This is a genomic window from Streptomyces sp. HPF1205 (genome assembly GCF_020400825.1).
Classification (GTDB): Bacteria; Actinomycetota; Actinomycetes; order Streptomycetales; family Streptomycetaceae; genus Actinacidiphila.
Genome location: NZ_JAINVH010000054.1, coordinates 1 through 16,170 on the forward strand (window position 1 = coordinate 1; position 16,170 = coordinate 16,170).

At 71.4% G+C, this 16,170-nt stretch carries 10 protein-coding genes, 1 tRNA gene and 1 pseudogene; 8 read left to right on the forward strand and 4 right to left on the reverse strand.

Features of this window, described 5'->3' with window-relative positions:
• The coding region (locus K7G61_RS34195; RefSeq protein ID WP_225851048.1) for a transposase at positions 1-717 on the forward strand (717 nt) is incomplete at its 5' end.
• A gap of 1,055 nt (positions 718-1,772) precedes the next feature.
• Here the strand turns inward: K7G61_RS34195 and K7G61_RS34200 are convergent.
• Positions 1,773-1,985, reverse strand: a complete 213-nt coding sequence (locus K7G61_RS34200; RefSeq protein ID WP_225851049.1) for a hypothetical protein — start codon at positions 1,983-1,985, stop codon at positions 1,773-1,775.
• 1,028 nt (positions 1,986-3,013) lie between these two features.
• A complete protein-coding gene (locus K7G61_RS36745; protein WP_263985201.1) occupies positions 3,014-4,435 on the reverse strand; it encodes a site-specific integrase in 1,422 nt (473 codons plus the stop codon).
• Between the two features lie 337 nt (positions 4,436-4,772).
• Between K7G61_RS36745 and K7G61_RS34210 the strand changes: the two genes are divergently transcribed.
• Together K7G61_RS34210 and K7G61_RS34215 are read left to right on the forward strand one after the other, a co-directional pair.
• Positions 4,773-4,850: transfer RNA gene (locus tag K7G61_RS34210), tRNA-Arg, on the forward strand.
• A gap of 320 nt (positions 4,851-5,170) precedes the next feature.
• On the forward strand, positions 5,171-5,662 hold the full coding sequence (locus tag K7G61_RS34215; protein WP_225851050.1) for a hypothetical protein: 492 nt from the start codon (positions 5,171-5,173) through the stop codon (positions 5,660-5,662).
• 94 nt (positions 5,663-5,756) lie between these two features.
• Here K7G61_RS34215 and K7G61_RS34220 read toward each other — a convergent pair whose 3' ends face one another.
• A complete protein-coding gene (locus tag K7G61_RS34220; protein WP_374204335.1) occupies positions 5,757-6,128 on the reverse strand; it encodes a hypothetical protein in 372 nt (123 codons plus the stop codon).
• 424 nt (positions 6,129-6,552) lie between these two features.
• Here K7G61_RS34220 and K7G61_RS34225 point away from each other — a divergent pair, with 424 nt between their 5' ends.
• From K7G61_RS34225 to K7G61_RS34235, 3 genes and pseudogenes are all read left to right on the forward strand, one after another.
• Complete coding sequence (locus K7G61_RS34225) at positions 6,553-8,031, forward strand: ATP-binding protein (protein WP_225851051.1); 1,479 nt, start codon at positions 6,553-6,555, stop codon at positions 8,029-8,031.
• 480 nt (positions 8,032-8,511) lie between these two features.
• Positions 8,512-9,828, forward strand: coding sequence for a hypothetical protein (locus K7G61_RS34230; RefSeq protein WP_225851052.1), 1,317 nt, complete (start codon positions 8,512-8,514; stop codon positions 9,826-9,828).
• Between the two features lie 203 nt (positions 9,829-10,031).
• Positions 10,032-10,508: pseudogene (locus tag K7G61_RS34235) on the forward strand (GNAT family N-acetyltransferase); the annotation flags it as partial.
• Positions 10,509-11,979: 1,471 nt separating this feature from the next.
• On the opposite strand, the gene K7G61_RS34240 reads toward K7G61_RS34235, so the two are convergent.
• Positions 11,980-14,076 (reverse strand): AMP-binding protein, encoded by a 2,097-nt coding sequence (locus K7G61_RS34240; RefSeq protein WP_225851053.1) that lies wholly within the window; start codon positions 14,074-14,076, stop codon positions 11,980-11,982.
• A gap of 210 nt (positions 14,077-14,286) precedes the next feature.
• Here K7G61_RS34240 and modA point away from each other — a divergent pair, with 210 nt between their 5' ends.
• Together modA and modB are read left to right on the forward strand one after the other, a co-directional pair.
• Complete coding sequence (gene modA / locus K7G61_RS34245; RefSeq protein ID WP_225851054.1) at positions 14,287-15,291, forward strand: molybdate ABC transporter substrate-binding protein; 1,005 nt, start codon at positions 14,287-14,289, stop codon at positions 15,289-15,291.
• On the forward strand, positions 15,288-16,166 hold the full coding sequence (gene modB, locus K7G61_RS34250; RefSeq protein ID WP_374204336.1) for a molybdate ABC transporter permease subunit: 879 nt from the start codon (positions 15,288-15,290) through the stop codon (positions 16,164-16,166). The genes modA and modB overlap by 4 nt, the downstream gene beginning before the upstream one ends.
• The last annotated feature ends 4 nt before the right edge of the window (positions 16,167-16,170 follow it).

Here is a 16,170-nt window from a genome sequence, read left to right on the forward strand (position 1 = left end):
GCCAAGGGCTACCTTCTGGTCGCCTGCACCGAGCTGTACACCCATTATCTCCTGGGCGACCGGTCCCTGGAGACATTCAAGGAGTTCGTCTTCCCCGAACTCGCCGACGGCGCGGTCGTCGTCCACGACCGTTACGTCACCTACGACAGCACCGAACTGGGCGCCCTCACCCACCAGCTGTGCCTGAGCCACGTCCTGCGTGACCTGACCGCAGCGGCCGAGCTGTATCCCGAGCAGGTCTGGCCCCTCCAGCTCGCCGCCGAGATACGCGAGCTGATCCACCGCGCCAGCCTCGCCCGCCACCGCGGCGAGACGAAGCTTTCCCCGCGGCTGCTCGAGGACTGCCTTCAGGGCCTGCGCTCGGCCCGGGCGATCGGCCTGAGCCACACCGCCGACCTGGACGACACCCGGCCCGGAGCCCGCAAGTCCCGCCTCCTGCTGGAAGCGTTCAAGGAACGCGAAGCGGACTTCCTGCGCTTCACGACCGACCTGAGCATCCCACCGACCTCGAACCAGGCCGAACGCGATCTACGCCCCGCCAAGATCCAGGAGAAGATCTCCGGCCGCCTGCCCAACGAAGACCGCACCAAGGACCGCTACCTCATCCGCGGCGTCCTCTCCACCGCGAGCAAACACCTCATCGACGCCATGACCGTGCTCCGCGACGCCTTCACCGGCACAATCTGGCTGCCACCCGCAGCCACTGCCCCCAGCTGAACACCCCGCCCCGCCAGCCGACGACCCTCACGGTCACCGGCCGTCACCGCACACCCGAAACCGTCACACCCCGCGATCGCAGTGAATGTTTACATCTTCTCGTCTAATGTGAGTCGGGACAGCATGGAATCGACGATCGAATCAATTTGCTGCAAGTTCCCCCCAACTGGGTGCGCCTCGCGGTATCCCATGATCTCTCACACGCGAAGCACCTCGATTACTTCAACACTAGGTAGCACCGGTGCACCTGTCAACCCGCCCACAATGCTCCGCTGTCGAAATTATTCGACAGGCATGTTCCAGTGCCACACAAGGCTCGATTGTCGAATTTATTCGACAGAGCTTTTCGGCCTTGCTGGCTCATTCTCCGACCTAATTTGTGTAATTTTCACCCACTCGAATGGGGTAATCAGCCAGGTGACTGAAATCTAGTAAGTAACCAGATGAGATCGGATAAATCGGCTGTTCGTCAGAGACTTCACGTTGGTTTACTTATGCCACCACCTGCGACGTTCCGCACCATGTCATCGAGCTCCGCACCTGCCGGCTCGCCGTGCATAGCTGGCTCAGATCGCGCCCCGCCGGATGGCGGAGGCTGGGTTTGAACTCCCCCGCCACCTGCACCACCCCCGCCCCCGCTCCACCGGGACGTCATGCCGCAAGACCCGACCCCGCTGCTGGCCGCCCAGTTGGCGTTCGCCAGCGGCCGGTTTCCGTCGACATAGACTTGCTGGAAGTCGAAGCAGTCCGTGCTGGCCACTTCGGGCTGCCGCAGGTGTCTGCGGCAGCCCGAAGTGGCCAGCGAAATGGTTCAGGTCGGACTCGGCCTTCGGGTAGCGGTAGGCATCCACGATCGCAATTGGCTGGCCCCTGCCGTCACCCGTCAGCCCGAGCCGTGCCTGGATCTGCTGCGGGCCGTACCCGCGGGTCGTCTCGGTCGTGGTGTCCGGGGTGGCCTGCAGCCAAGAGTGGATCTTCAGCGGCGGAGTGGCGGCGCCCATCGGCAGCGGCGGGTCCTTGATCGGAGCTGCCGCCCCTTTGGCCGAACTCGCGGACTACAGAGTCTGCTTGGAAGCGGCCCCGGGCGCCGGCGTTGCGGCCGGTTCGGGAGTGCCGGTAATCCGCTGGACAGTCACGCCGTGCAGAACGACGTCGGGCGCGACCATATTCGCGCTGAACGTGGCGGTGGACTCGTTCAGATCCCCTGCCGCCCAGTCCCGGGGCAGGCCGACGAGCTCGGTGCCGGTGCCGCCTCCGGTCAGCTTCATCGGCGTGACCGAGCCGGCGAGCTGCGAGAACGCCTCGCTGGTCGACGCGAGGGTGTCCGGCGCGGGGGCGAACGGCTGGTCGTACTGCTCCGTCCCGCTGGCACCGGCGATGAACGTTTCCGAGCGACGCGCGTGTGTTCGCCGACTCCCTCGCCCGCGTCCAGCGCTTCACCGACAAGCAATTCGCCGCATACCACCTCACCCCCGCCGAAGCAGACGCCATCCGCCATGTCTTCGCCGCCTGGCAGCACGACCTGACCCAGTCCCCGCCGCCACACCCCGACCCCCCACCCCCCGCCGGCGACCAGCCACCACCACGGCCACCGGACCCCGGACCGTCCCCAGAAGGCAGATGACACCCGAGCAGCGCAGGGGAGATCCGAGCACGCGCGTCGGGCCTACTCTCCGGCCCCCAGCGCACACAGTAAGGCGAGCACCGGCATGGAGCTGCGGACTGACATCGACGGCGGACAACGGACCGTCTCATCCCCCGCACAGACACCGACGGCCCGGATGCGCGAGACCGGTTGTGCAGGCGGACCGGGTACAGCGGCACAAGGATCGGGGAACACTGCTCAGGCGAGCCGTCGGTAACACAGAAAATACCGTCAGGCAAAACGCGTTTCTTGAGCATCATGGAATGCACACCACCACCACAGCCCTCCCCTGCCAAAGGAGCCCGCCTGCATCCATCTCTCTCAGTACACAGCAACGGTGCGGAGCCACAGGCTGGGCATGCGTTCTCGCCAAAGTCCTGACCCCTGTTCAGGAACCTGCGGTCCGCCGGTCACCGTCGCAACGAAGGACGCCATCGCCACCCGTGTTGCCCGCTTGCCCGCGCAGCCGCTGCGGGAATTCCAGCGGGCTGCGCGCGGGGCCGGTAGCCCTTCCCCGGTACCCGCGCGCAGCCCCCGGAACGCGGAGCGATGTCACGGCACCGACCGCGTCAGGCCCAGACGGCGCGCCACCGCTCGCCCTTCAACCGCGCAGGCGAGGACGAGACCATGGCGCACGGAACCCGGCCTTCGTCATGCCTCTCCCCCGGGACTCCCCGATTCCTCGGTGCCGGGCTTCTGGGGCGGCTGGTCGTAGGAGCGCAGCAGGTCTTCGATGCGGTGGTTGTTGAGGGACTGGCGGTCGTACAGGCACTTGGCGTAGCGGGACAGCAGGACCTCGACGCTGTTGCCGGCGCGCTGGGCGACCTCGGCGGGGTCTGCCCCGGCGCACAGCCAGGTGGACAGGGCCGAGTGCCGCAGGTCGTAGGGGCGTTTGGCCAGCGGGGTGGGGGTGAGGGCGGGTGACAGGGCGAGATCTCTCGCCTCGTGCCAGACGCGGTGGTAGGTGGTGTAGCTGATGATGCCGCCATGTTCGCTGAAGAACAGCCGCCCGTCATCGGCGGTGCCGAACGTGGTGACGTGGTCGCGCCACAGGGCCACCAGGTGCGGTGGCAGCGGCACCACCCGGGTGTCTCCCGGCGGGCGGTTCTTCAGCCCGCGCTCGTCGTGATAGTCGCCGGTGTCGGTCCAACGCTTGCCCGCCTGCGGCAAAGTACGGTGCGCCACCAACCGCCCCCACCCGGATCTGGGCAGGCGGCAGTCCGGCAAAGCAACGGCGATCGCCTCCTCCGGACGAAGCCCCGCGTAGTACATGCCCGCGAACAGCCCGACCAGCCTCCGTCCACGGGCCCGGTTGTAGCCGCCGACGTAGGAGACGGCCGCCAGCAGATCCCGCGCCTGGTGCGGGTTGGCCACCACCCGCGGATCCACCGCCACCGCGGGCTTGGGGATCCGCCAGCGCACCCGCGTCAGCGGATGGCTGCCCAGCTCGCCGCGCTCCATGGCGTAGTGCAGGGCGTGCACCAGCACTTTGCGTTTGCGGCGCATCGTGGCCACCGACGCCTCACCACCGTCGATCCGGCGCCGCAGCGACTCCAGCACCTCCCGCGCCAGGACGGGATCGTGCAGGTCGACCAGCGGCCGGGACGCCTTGGCCACCCAGCCCAGCACCAGCCGGTCCTCCGCCGGCATTTCCGGCCCGCCCGCCTTCGGCACCACGAACGCCCAGTGCCGCAGCGCGCGACGCAGCACCTGCTCCTTCGGCCGGCCGGGGATGGTCGAGCACATCGCCAGGGTGATCGCGGTCAGCGCGTCGCTGACCTCGTCCCGGGTCTTGGCCGCTCGTCCGGGCCAGAGCGCCCGCGCGTATTCCGTGGCGAAGTCGTACCAGCTCAGCCGCGACGGCCCCCGCACCCCGTAGCCGGGGCTGTCCTGCCGGGCCAGACCCGCCCGAACAGCCCGCACCAGCTCCGCACCGAACTCCCCGGCCAGCTCCGCGACCATGGCGTCCCGCCCCTGCTCCACGGCATTGTGTTGCGGCTGTGTCCGGCTTTCGTCCGCCTCGGGTGCGAGGTCGTCCGCAGCGTGGTCTTCATGTGATCCGTCGGTGTCCATGCCTGCCTCCTCCGTGATCGGCAAAGGCATCACTGCCCGCACAAACGACGCGGACATCCCCCGGTTCGAGCGCACTCGCACCACCCCTGATTGACCGGTGGCGGTCGTCACAGGATCCGCCTCTCGGTTCGGCTTGCCATCACACAGTGTGATCACTCTCGCGCACGCCCCCCCGAGTGCTCCTTCACGCCCCCTGCCATGCGGTGACTACCAGGGCGCCGAGCGGGTACAAATAACAGCAGACGGATCGCCCAGACCGGCCTGACAGGCCATCAGAACCGAGACCGGAGCCAGTGGCGTATTTGTGGCGCAGAACGCCTGACAAACCGTCAGGTAAGCCGCTGACCTGCGGTAACGCGCAAACGGGTGACGGCCTCCGGAGCCGTGTGCGCAGGTTCGAATCCTGCCGGGGGCACCTCGCAGTAGGTGCCGAAAGACCCCGCCACCAGCCAGAACGCTGAGTGCGGGGTCTTTGCACGTGTGCAGGCGGGGGCGGCCGGAGGGAGCGGTTTGCCAGTGATCACGTAATGACGACGTAATGATCTTGGACGACTTTGCGCAGGTCATCGTCCTCATGTACGGCCTCATCGTCCGAGCCCGAGACACTCCACCCAGACAACAGGCGGAGACGCAAGCTCTGGCTCGATTCGACTGACCAAGGGTCCGATCCGGTGCTGTAATCCGACTATGGGGCTTTTTCACAGGGCGCGCCAGGACTCACGACCAGCGCAACTCTTGGATGACTACGAAGCTCGTCTCAGACAGCGCGGCCTGGAAGGTCCGCTGATCCAAGAATCGTTGCGATGGTCGATCTTCTCCGACTGGATACAGCAAGGCGTCATCACGCCCGTTCCCTCTCGACGAGTAGCAGCGGCGGACATCGACCTCACGTTCCCCGATAGTCCTGTCGCCGCCACTCACAGCGCCAAGGGCCACGCCTTCTTGACCGACACGCACTTCATCTACGCCGTGCGAGGCTACGTGAGAGGCAAACCCATCGATGACGAGATGAAGATCATCGGTGTACCGCTAACCACGATCAAGTACGTCGGCCCTTCGCGGTTCTCCGACAAGATCCTTTGCGCAGGATGGGATGGGGCGGACGGCTCGCCGTCCGGCATCTTCTTCACCCTGAGCGGCATGCAGTCCGGTGAGGCGGACTTTGTTCATACCTGGACTCAGTTCTGCCAAGATGCCCGAACCACCAGCGGGGACACGCCGAGCTGAAAGTCCTGTCCCTCTCGGGACGCAAGGGTGAGCCCCGGATCGCTCCGGGGCTCCCATCAGCCGTGTAGCAGCATCTGTACCCGAGTGTCTTGGTCTACGCCTCCCCCAACCCGCGCATGATCCTCTCGTTCATCTCCGTTTCCTGGCCGTCGATGGACTTGGCATAGATCTTGAGCAGCACGTCCACGGAGTGGCCGGCGCGGGCAGCAACCTCGGGGGCGGGCACTCCCGAGTTGAGCCACTGGGAGACGCCCGCGTGCCGCAGGTCGTAGGGCCGGGCCGCCATCAGCGAGGCGACCTGGCCGGGCAGGAGAGCCAGCTCCCGGGCCCGCTTCGACACCCGGGAGTACGACGACGCGACAATGACGTTGCCGTACTCGCTCCGGAACAGCCGTTCGTCGTCGGCCAGGCCGAACTCCTCGACGTGCTCCCGGAGTAGCCGAACGAGCGGCGGAGGGATCGGCACGACGCGCACCTCACCCTTCTCCCGTTGCTTCAGGCCCCGCCGGTCGTGAGCCCCGCCGGCGTCGGTCCACGCCTTGCCGGCCGTGGGCCGAGTCTCCGACCTTCCGTTTCCGGCACACGGTCTCCACCGCCGGACGGGACGCGGCAGCCACCCACGGCACCTCACGGGCCTCGTGAGGCAGGTCACGCTCCGCAGGACCCGGCACGACGAACGCCCACGAGCGCAGCGCGCGGTGCAGAGCCGCGTCCTCCGGCGGACCGGGAGTGTCGAGCAGCATGGCCTTCTCCCTTCTGCGCAGTCGCCGTGAGGCACTGGCTCAAGGGAGAAACAGTCCACGGCTGCTGCACTTCACGGGTGCTTCCAGGCTCGTCCATGGATAAGAGGAGTTATAATAGGTGGAGCTATCCATAATGAGGAGTGTCTGATGCCGGCCGCCAAGCCCGCCGAGATGTTCGACCGCGACTTCGAGTGGGCCGAGCTCACCCGGTTCGCGGAGTACCCCGGCCCCGAGGCGACCCTCGGCGTCGTCTCGGGGCGGCGCCGCCAGGGCAAGACCTTCCTCCTCGACGCGATCACCCGCGCCACCGGCGGCTTCATGTTCACCGCCACGGAAACCACCGAAACGGACGCCCTGCGCCAGTTCGGCGAAGCCCTCGCCGCCCATCTCAACGAGCCGGTACCGTTCCGGTTCGCCTCCTGGGACGAGGCGATCTCCCGCCTCCTGCGGATCGCCACCGACGGCCCCACCGTCGCCGTCATCGACGAGTTCCCCTTCCTCGCCAAAGCCTCGCCCGCCCTGCCATCCGTCATCCAGCGCGCCCTGGACCCCACCGCCCGCCGCCACCACACCCCCGTACGACTCCTGCTCTGCGGATCCGCCCTGTCCTTCATGGGCGGCCTGCTGGCCGGCAACGCCCCCCTACGAGGCCGAGCCGGACTCGAACTCATCGTCCCCACCCTTGACTACCGGCTCGCAGCCCAGTTCTGGGACATCACCGACCCCCGCACCGCCGCCCTCACCCACGCCATCGTCGGCGGCACCCCCGCCTACCGCCGCGAATTCACCCAAGGAGACACCCCCACCGGCCCCGACGATTTCGACGACTGGGTCACCCGCGCCGTCCTCAACCCCGCCCGCCCCCTCTTCCGCGAAGCCCGCTACCTCCTCGCCGAAGAACCCGAACTCCACGACACCGCCCTCTACCACTCCGTACTCGCCGCCATCGCCACCGGCAACAACGCACGCGGCGGCATCGCCGACTACCTCGGCCGCAAATCCACCGACCTCGCCCACCCCCTCCACGTCCTCGAAGACGTCGGCCTCATCCGCCACGAACCCGACGCCTTCCGCCGCAACCGCTCCGCCTACCGCATCGCCGAACCCCTCGTCACCTTCTACCACTCCGTCATGCGCCCCCACTGGGGCGACCTGGAGCGCCCAGGCCGCGCCCCCACCGTCTGGCAGAGGGCCCAACCCACCTTCCGCAGCAAAGTCCTCGGCCCCCACTTCGAAACCCTCTGCCGCCAATGGGCCCGCTGGCACGCCGCCCCCGACACGTACGGAGGCCACCCCACGCGCGTCGCCGCCGGCACCATCAACGACCCCATGGCCAAGACCAGCCACGAAGTCGACGTCGCCGTCCACGGCCTCGACGACGCCTACCCCGACCGCGAAACACTGCTCGCCATCGGCGAAGCCAAATGGAACGACACCATGGGAGTCAGCCACCTCCAACGCCTCCAGCACATCCGCGAACTACTGAGTACCCGCGGCACAGCCACCGGTCACACCCGCCTCATGTGCTTCAGCGGCGCAGGCTTCACCGACGACCTTCGCATGGCCGCCGCCCACGACCCCACCATCCACCTCATCGCCCTCAACCGCCTCTACCACGGCGAATAACCAACGGCACCCGCCACGCCGGACGAGCTGACGCCCCTGCCACGCCTGTTCCCCGGCCGCGGCGGCCCGTGCAAGCACGGCTGCACTCACAGCCCGTTGCCGCACCCTCCCGGATCTCAACCCACCGCTGTGCCTGCGGCTTACCTGTCGTCCCCGCGACCTCACCGGCTGCCGGGCGGCAACGCCGCCTACCAGGAGCTTCGTCTTCATGGTCAGGGACTTCTCATCATCGCGCCGGGTGACTTCGGTCCGGTCGACGCCGGCCCCGGGCCTGGTGGGCAGGGGCCGGGTGCCGCAGGTCATCGGGGTGCCCAGAGGCGTGCTCGCGCGGGCGGGTGGCGGGGCGAGGGCGCGGAACGAGGGGGTACGCCGCTGGGCCGCGCGGGTTCCCGGGCTCGCCCGTACGGCCCGTCCCGGTGTGCCGTGCGCCGGTCCGTCCGCCCCAATGGAGAGGAGATCTTTCCCAGGGCAGGAGCGATCATGAGCAGCCCGGCACCGCCTGCCGCCGCCCCCGGGCCCCCGGGAGGTGCGAGAGGGCGGGGTGCGGCGGCCGGGAGAGTCGCGCGCAGCACGTCCTCGGCCGTACTCATCGTGCTGACCTGCGTCCTGGTGCCCCTGACCCTGCTCGCCGTGTGGGTCCACGACCTTGTGCTCGACACCGACCGCTACGTGTCCACGGTCGCTCCCCTGGCGAGGAACCGCGCCGTGCAGGACGCGGCGGTGGCCCGCGCCACCAAGGCCGTCGACGTACGTGTCAACGGGTCGGAGGCCACCGCCCAGCTCGCGGCCTGGCTGCAGTCCCAGGGCCTGCCGCCCAAGGCCGCTCAGGCGGTGAAGGGGCTCGGCCCGCAGCTCGACTCGGCCGTGGACGACGCGGTCCACAAGGCCGCGACCAAGGTCGTGCGCAGTGAGCGTTTCGCCACCACCTGGGAGAATGCCAACCGCACCGCCCACCAGGCGGTCGTGCACGCCCTGACCGGTGAAGGCCGAGGCGCGGTCAGCGTCAGCGACGGCACGGTCACCCTCGACGTCGGCACGGCGGTCGACGAACTCAAGAAGACCCTGGAGGCCGAGGGCCTGCAGGTGGCCGCCGCCATCCCGTCGAGCGACAAGCGGCTCGTGCTGCTGGACTCCGACCAGTTGGGCAAGATCCGCAAGCTCGCCCACGTACTCGACGTCCTGGGCAACTGGCTGCCCCCGCTCACCGTCGTGGTCGGCGCGGCCGGGGTGCTGCTCGCCCACCGGCGCCGCCGGGCCCTGGCCCGGGCAGCCCTCGGCGCGGCCTTCGCGTCCCTCGTCGTCGTCATCGTCCTCGCCGCCTTCCGCACCTACTACCTCGACCACCTCCCCGCCACCGTGCAGTCGCGGGACGCGGCGGGGGCCGTCTACGACACTTTGATCCGCTTCCTGCGGGTCAGCCTCGTCACCGCGATCGTCCTCGGAATCGTCCTCGCTCTCGGGGCCTACCTGGTCGGCCCGGGGCGCCTGCCCGTAGCCGTCCGCACCGCCTCGGAACGCGCTTCGGACTCCGTCGCCGGGTGGGCCTACCGCCACCAGGTCCGTACCGGCCGCGCCGGCGTCTGGACCGATCGCCACCGACGGTGGATCACCCTCGGCGCCGTCCTCGTCATCGCGGCGGCCTTCGCGTTCTGGAACCATCCCACCGCCCTGACGATCTTCTTCCTGCTCCTGGTCCTGCTGCTGCTCCTCGCCCTGATCGCCCTCCTGGCCGCCTCCGGACGCGTCACCCGGGCCACCGCGCCCCCCGCCCGGGGCGGGGCGGGCGGCGACGGCTGAGCCACCGGGGATCCAGTGGTTTCCGCTGCCGCCGCGGCACTCGCGACGCCGGGCGACCCGACCCGTGAATCGCGCTGAGCGCCGGGCTGGGTGGTCGCTGGTGCGCCGGGGCGCCGGGGCGCCGGGGCGCCGGGGCGCCGGTGCGCTCGTGGCAGGATCTGGGTATGGGGAGCGAGCCGGGACGCCCGGTGGGGGTCGGGCCCATGGGCGGGGCGCTGTGGTTGAGGGCCGGGCGGGAGGACGAGGCGCAGGCGCTGAGCGGGCTGGCGCTGCGGTCGAAGGGGCATTGGGGCTACGACGCGCGGTTCCTGGCCGCCTGTGAGGCGCAGTTGCGGCTGCGGCCGGGCGAGGTGGCGGCCCGCAGGACCGTGGTCGCCGAGGAGCGCGCGCGGGACACCGACGCCGCAGCACGGTCGCGTGACGTACGGCGCCTCGTGGGGTTCGCCACCCTCGAAGGCAACCCGCCCGGCGGCGAGTTGGGGATGCTGTTCGTGGAACCGGCCGCTGTCGGGCGGGGCGTGGGGCGGCTGCTGTACGAGCACGTGCTGGCCGAGGCGGGCCGGCTGGGCTTCACCCGGCTGGCGATCGCCTCCGATCCGCACGCCGAGCCGTTCTACCTGGCCATGGGCGCGGAGCGGACGGACACCGCCGCGTCCGGGCCGATCGCCGGCCTCGGACTGGTGCCGCTCGCCGCCTGGCCCCGCCCGGCACGGCCCCCCGCCTGGGTCCGCGCGTGGACCGCCGGCCGGCGCACCGTACACCTCGGCAACGTCGGCGAGTTCAACGCCCAGTTCCCCGGCGGCGCCGCGCTGCTGCGCGGCGGCGACCACTACGCGTGCCTGGCGGCGTTCGCCGGCCCGCACCCGAAGGCCGTCGTCCTGCCCCGGCACGTCGATCCGGCGTGGATGCGGATGCTGGCGGGGCCGCTCGGCTGGGCGGACGTCGAGGTGTACGGCGGCTTCGCGGGCGACGCGGGGCTGTCCGAGGCGGTTCTCGCCGACCCGGTGCTGCTCGAACGCATCACGGCGGCCGGCCTGCCGGTGATCCCCTGGGGGCGCACGGCGCGGTCCGCCCGGATCGCCGCGGCCGTGGGCCCGCGAGGCGGCCAGGACGCCGAAACGCTGCGCGCCGTCCACCGCTACGAGTCCAAGGCCGCCGCGCACGCCCTCTTCGAGGCGCTCGCCCCCGACCATCCCGGCGTCGCGGTCCCGGCCCAGCACCCGGTCGCCTCCCGCCGCGCCCTCGCACGCGTGCTGGCCACCCGCGCGGCCGCGGGCAGGACGAGCGTGGTGAAGACGGAGTACGGCGTCGGCGGCTCCGGCACCCTCGTGGTCACCCCCGGTCAGGTCGGCTCGGCGCGCGAGGCCCGCGCGCTGGCCGGCCGGCTGCCCCCCGGCGGCGGCGTACTGGTCGAGGACTACGTAGAGGAGTACGTGGCGGAGTACGCGCAGGAGTACGTGGTGGAGTACGCGGACGCGTACGCGGCGGAGTACGGGGACGGCCCCGCGCCGCCGCGCCACCCGACCTTCGACGCCGTCGTGGCCGCCGACGGCCGTGTCCACCCCGTCGGGGCCGGCGTCATGGACATCGAGGGCACCGGCTACCGGGGCGTCACCGTCGGTCCCGCGGTCCTGCCCGACACGCTCGCGGAGACCGCCGCCCGCTTCGGCTCGGCCGTGGGCGGCGCCCTGGCCGCCGACGGCTACCGCGGCTGGTACGACGTCGACTTCGTCACGGACCGGGCCGGACGGCTGTGCCCCACCGAGATCAACCTCCGGCTCACCGGCCCGGCGGTGGCCTTCGTGATCCAGGCCAGGCTCGCCGAGGTCCACGGCGGTTCGTTCTGCGTACGGACCCTGGACTGCCTGCCGCTGGGCGCGCGGCTGCCTTCCGCGGCGCTGTTCGAGCACCTGGACCGGGTGGCGCGGGAGTGCCGTGCGCTCGGCGTGACGCTGCTGCCGACCGTGCCGACGGCGAGCTTCGAGCCGCACCCGTACGTGGGGGTGGCGCTCGCCGCCCGCTCCCCCGGGGCGCTGGACGCGGCGCAGGAGGCGGTGGCCGCCGCCAACCGCTCGCTGGGAGCGATGTTCGCGGACGGGCCGGCGGGCGTGGCCGATGCCACGCCGCCGGCGCCGGCCGGGCCCCGGGGTCTCAGGTACGTTCTCGCGGGCGCGCGGCGAAGAACACCACCAGTACCGCGGCGGCGATCATGAGGGTGACGTTGAAGCCGTAGACCAGGGCGGCCTGGCGCGGCCAGTCCGTCTTGCGCGCGAGCCGGTAGAAGTTGTCCTGCGGCCACCAGGCGGCCAGCAGCCAGACCACCGACAGGTGCGCGGCGGTGGTGAAGCGGGGGGAACGTTCCTGACGGGCGATCATGTGCCGTCCGTGGAAGAGGAACGCGACGCCCAGCCCGAAGGACAGCCACTCGCACACGTAGAGCCCGAAGAACAGCAGTGCCTCCGGCTGGGGCACGCCGGTGAGGTCGGTCGAGTGGGGCCACAGGACGTCGGTGAACACGGCGGACAGGAACGCCGCCACGACGCCCGCCGCCAGTGCCGCGCAGCCCGTCGCGTCACCGGGGCCGGACCCCGATCCGCCCTTGCCGCCGGCGGTCGTTCCGGCTCCCGGCGGCCGTGCCGGCTGCGGCAGGCCGCGCCGGTCGATCCGGCCGGCCCTGGTGCGCGGCAGGGACGCGAGCGGGACGACGGTGCGCGGGGCCCGTCCGGAAGGCAGCCGGGCCGAGGCGTAGGACCGTATACCGGCCGGATCGGACCGCGCGCCGTCGGCCAGGACGACGTAGGCGGCGAGGGACGTGCGGCCCGCGTCGGTCCCGATCTCGGCGACGGCGCACTCCTCGACCGACGGGTGGCCGCGCAGCACCGCCTCGGCGTCGGCGTGCGCGCCCTTGCGGCCGAGGTATTCCAGCCGGCCGTCGTCCCCCACCCGGCCGAGGTCACCGGTGCGCAGCGGCCCGCCGGCACGCGGCCCATCCGTACGCGGCCGCCCGCCGGTGCCCGACCGCCGCTCGGCGCTCCGGTAGCCGCGGGCGGCGCCGGGACCGTCGACGGCGATCTCTCCCGTCCTGCCCCGTGCGGCGGGGCGGCGGGCGTCGAGCACCTGGACGCGCAGGCCCGGGAAGGGCTTCCCGATCAGCGACACCCGTTCGGGACGGTCGAGGGTCGCGGGCCGGTCGGGCAGTTCGAAGTACGCCGCGCAGCCGGCGGCCTCGGCCGGTCCGTAGACGTTGAGCACGCGCACCTGCGGTCCCAGCGTCCTGCGCAGCCCCTGCATCTCGTCCAGGTACCAGATGTCGCCGGTGACGCCGACCAGGCGGACCGCGCCGAGGTCCAGCCCGCGCCGCCGGATGTACCGGTGCAGGTCCCTGGCGGTGGCCGTGTCGCAGTCCAGTACGGTGACGCCCTCGGCGAGGACCAGCGCGTGCAGCGCGGCGACGGCGGACTCCCGCTCGGCGGCGACGGCGCTGCCGGGTCCGCCCGAGGTGGCCAGCCGGGCCGCCTTCGCGGCGGCGGACCTGAAGTCCTTGACGGCGGCCGGCGCGTCCGGCGTTGTGCCGTCCGCCGCGGGCAGCACCAGCGTGCCGCCGGAGCCGAGCGTACGGATCCAGCCCGCCGTGAAGGCCGCGGACTCCGGGGGCGCGACGAGGAGCAGGCGGTCCTCGGGCGTCGGGCGGTGCACGGCCCGCGCGCCCTCGAAGGCGCTCAGCAGGGCGCTGTGCCCGATCAGCGCGCCCTTGGCCGGGCCGGTCGTCCCGGCCGTGTAGAGGACGCACGCGAGACGGGGTGCCTTCCCCTCCAGCGGTTCCACGGGCCCGCCGGCCGTCGAATCCACCGTCGCACCGGCCTCCCGATCGACGGTCACGATCCGGCGGCGCTTGCCGTCGGACACCGTGACGCGCAGCGCTTCGGTGGTCACCACCGCGAACGGGTCGGCGTCGGCGAGGACGTGGCGCAGCTCGGGTAACGGGATGTCCGGCCCGAGCGGCACGCACACCCCGCCAGCCTTGAGGACACCGAGCATCGCCGCCGGCGCTCCGGCGCCCGGCTCCAGGCACACCGCGACCAGGGCGCCGGACGGGAGCCGCGCGTCCCGCAGCCGCCGGGCCAACCGGTTGGCCCGGCCGTCGAGTTCACCGTAGGTGAGACGCTCCGCGCCGCACACCACGGCAGGCGCGAACGGCGTCAGCCGCGCACGCGCCTCGAAAAGCGCGTGAACCGATCCGTAACCCATCGCGTGCTCCCCCCTGCTCCCCCTGACCGTCCCCAGTGCACCGGCACGCAATCCTGCCACCTCGGCCTGTGGCACGGGGAGAGCGCCGAACCGGCCGCGCGACCGCCCGGCCAGGACGGACGCACATGCCAACCTGAACGGGCACGATTCCCGCACATGCGTAGCACTGGAAGACTTTCACCTGGCATCTGCGGCATCTATCCTCGGTGCATGCGTTCCTACCGGATCGGGCACACGGCCGCCTTGCGCGGTGTCGGCGCCGACACGCTCGGACGACGTCTCGTCGACGGCGCGGGACCGACCGCCGAAGGCGACGAGCCGGTCCGACGGATCGTCCCCGGGCCGGCGCCGGCCGCCCGCGCCGGGCGGTCGTACCCCCGCAGGACCCGCAGGACCATCCAGGCCCTCCGGACCCTCCGGACCGCGCGGGTCGCCGGCGCGGGCGCCGCGGCGCTGCTGGCCCTGAGTGCCTGCTCGTCGTCCGGCTCCGATTCCCCGCCCTCCTCCACGTCGAAAAGCTCCTCGGCCTCGGACGATTTGTCGGGGACGGTGACCGTCTTCGCCGCGGCCTCCTTGCAGGAGAGCTTCACCACCCTGGGCAAGGAGTTCGAGACGGCCCATCCGGGCACCAAGGTGACCTTCAGCTTCGGCGGCAGCGACACCCTGGCCGCGAGCATCACCGGCGGCGCCCCCGCCGACGTCTTCGCGGCCGCCAGCCCCAGGACGATGGCGATCGTGACGGGCAAGGGGGACGCGGTCGGTACACCCGCCACCTTCGTGCGCAACCAGCTGGAGATCGCCACCCTGCCCGGCAACCCCGGCAAGGTCTCCTCGCTGAGGGACCTCACCAGGCCCGGCCTGAAAGTGGTGCTGTGCGCCAAGACGGTGCCCTGCGGCGCCGCCGCCCAGAAGGCCCTGGCCGCGAGCGACCTGAAGCTCACCCCGGTCTCCTACGAGCAGGACGTGAAGTCCGCCCTGAACAAGGTGATTCTGAACGAGGCGGACGCGGCAGTCGTCTACCGGACCGACGTGAAGGCCGCGGGCGCCAAGGTCGAGGGCGTGCCGTTCCCCGAGTCGGCCGAAGCCGTCAACGACTATCCGATCGCCCTGCTCAAGGACGCGGGGAACGCCGCGACCGCCAAGGCGTTCATCGCGTTCGTGCGGTCCGCCGAAGGGCAGAAGGTCCTGACCGGCGCCGGGTTCCTGCGGCCGTGACCAGGCAGGACACGCCCGGCGCCGCGACCGGCCCGCTCCCTGGCGAGCCGCTGCGGCGGGGCGCCCGGTCGCAGGTGCGGCGCGCCCGGTCGCAGGTGCGGGGCGTGCCGCTGCCGCTGCTGGTGCCCGCGCTCCTCGGCCTGTCGTTCCTGCTGCTGCCGCTGATCGCGCTGCTCGTACGGACGCCGTGGCACGGCCTGTCCGCGCGGCTGACCGGCGCCGAGGTGTGGCAGGCGCTCAGGCTGTCGCTGGTCTGCGCCACGGCGGCGACCGCGGTGAGCCTCGTGCTCGGCGTCCCGCTGGCCTGGCTGCTGGCCCGCGTCGACTTCCCGGGCCGGGGGCTCGTCCGGGCCCTGGTCACGCTGCCGCTCGTCCTGCCACCGGTCGTCGGCGGCGTCGCGCTGCTGATGGCGCTGGGCCGCAACGGAGTCGTCGGGACATGGCTGGACTCCTGGTTCGGCATCACTTTGCCGTTCACCACGGCGGGAGTGGTCGTGGCGGAGGCGTTCGTCGCGATGCCCTTCCTCGTCATCAGCGTGGAGGGCACGCTCCGCGCCGCCGACCCGCGTTACGAGGAGGCCGCGGCCACCCTGGGGGCGTCCCGCTTCACCGCGTTCCGGCGGGTCACCCTGCCGCTCATCGCCCCCGGGATCGCGGCGGGCGCGGTCCTGGCGTGGGCCCGGGCACTCGGCGAGTTCGGCGCGACCATCACGTTCGCCGGCAACTTCCCCGGCCGGACCCAGACCATGCCGCTGGCCGTCTACCTCGCCCTCCAGAACGACCCGGAGACGGCGATCGCCCTCAGCCTGGTCCTGCTGGCGGTGTCGATCACGGTACTGGCGGGGTTGCGCGGCCGCTGGATGACCACCTCATGACGGC

Bases quoted from the DNA above. Each gene is read 5' to 3' on its own strand.
- modA (WP_225851054.1), top strand. From the start codon at position 14,287: ATGCGTTCCTACCGGATCGGGCACACGGCCGCCTTGCGCGGTGTCGGC.
- K7G61_RS34200 (WP_225851049.1), bottom strand. From the start codon at position 1,985: ATGAAGCTGACCGGAGGCGGCACCGGCACCGAGCTCGTCGGCCTGCCC.
- K7G61_RS36745 (WP_263985201.1), bottom strand. From the start codon at position 4,435: ATGGACACCGACGGATCACATGAAGACCACGCTGCGGACGACCTCGCA.
- K7G61_RS34240 (WP_225851053.1), bottom strand. From the start codon at position 14,076: ATGGGTTACGGATCGGTTCACGCGCTTTTCGAGGCGCGTGCGCGGCTG.
- K7G61_RS34225 (WP_225851051.1), top strand. From the start codon at position 6,553: ATGCCGGCCGCCAAGCCCGCCGAGATGTTCGACCGCGACTTCGAGTGG.
- K7G61_RS34230 (WP_225851052.1), top strand. From the start codon at position 8,512: ATGAGCAGCCCGGCACCGCCTGCCGCCGCCCCCGGGCCCCCGGGAGGT.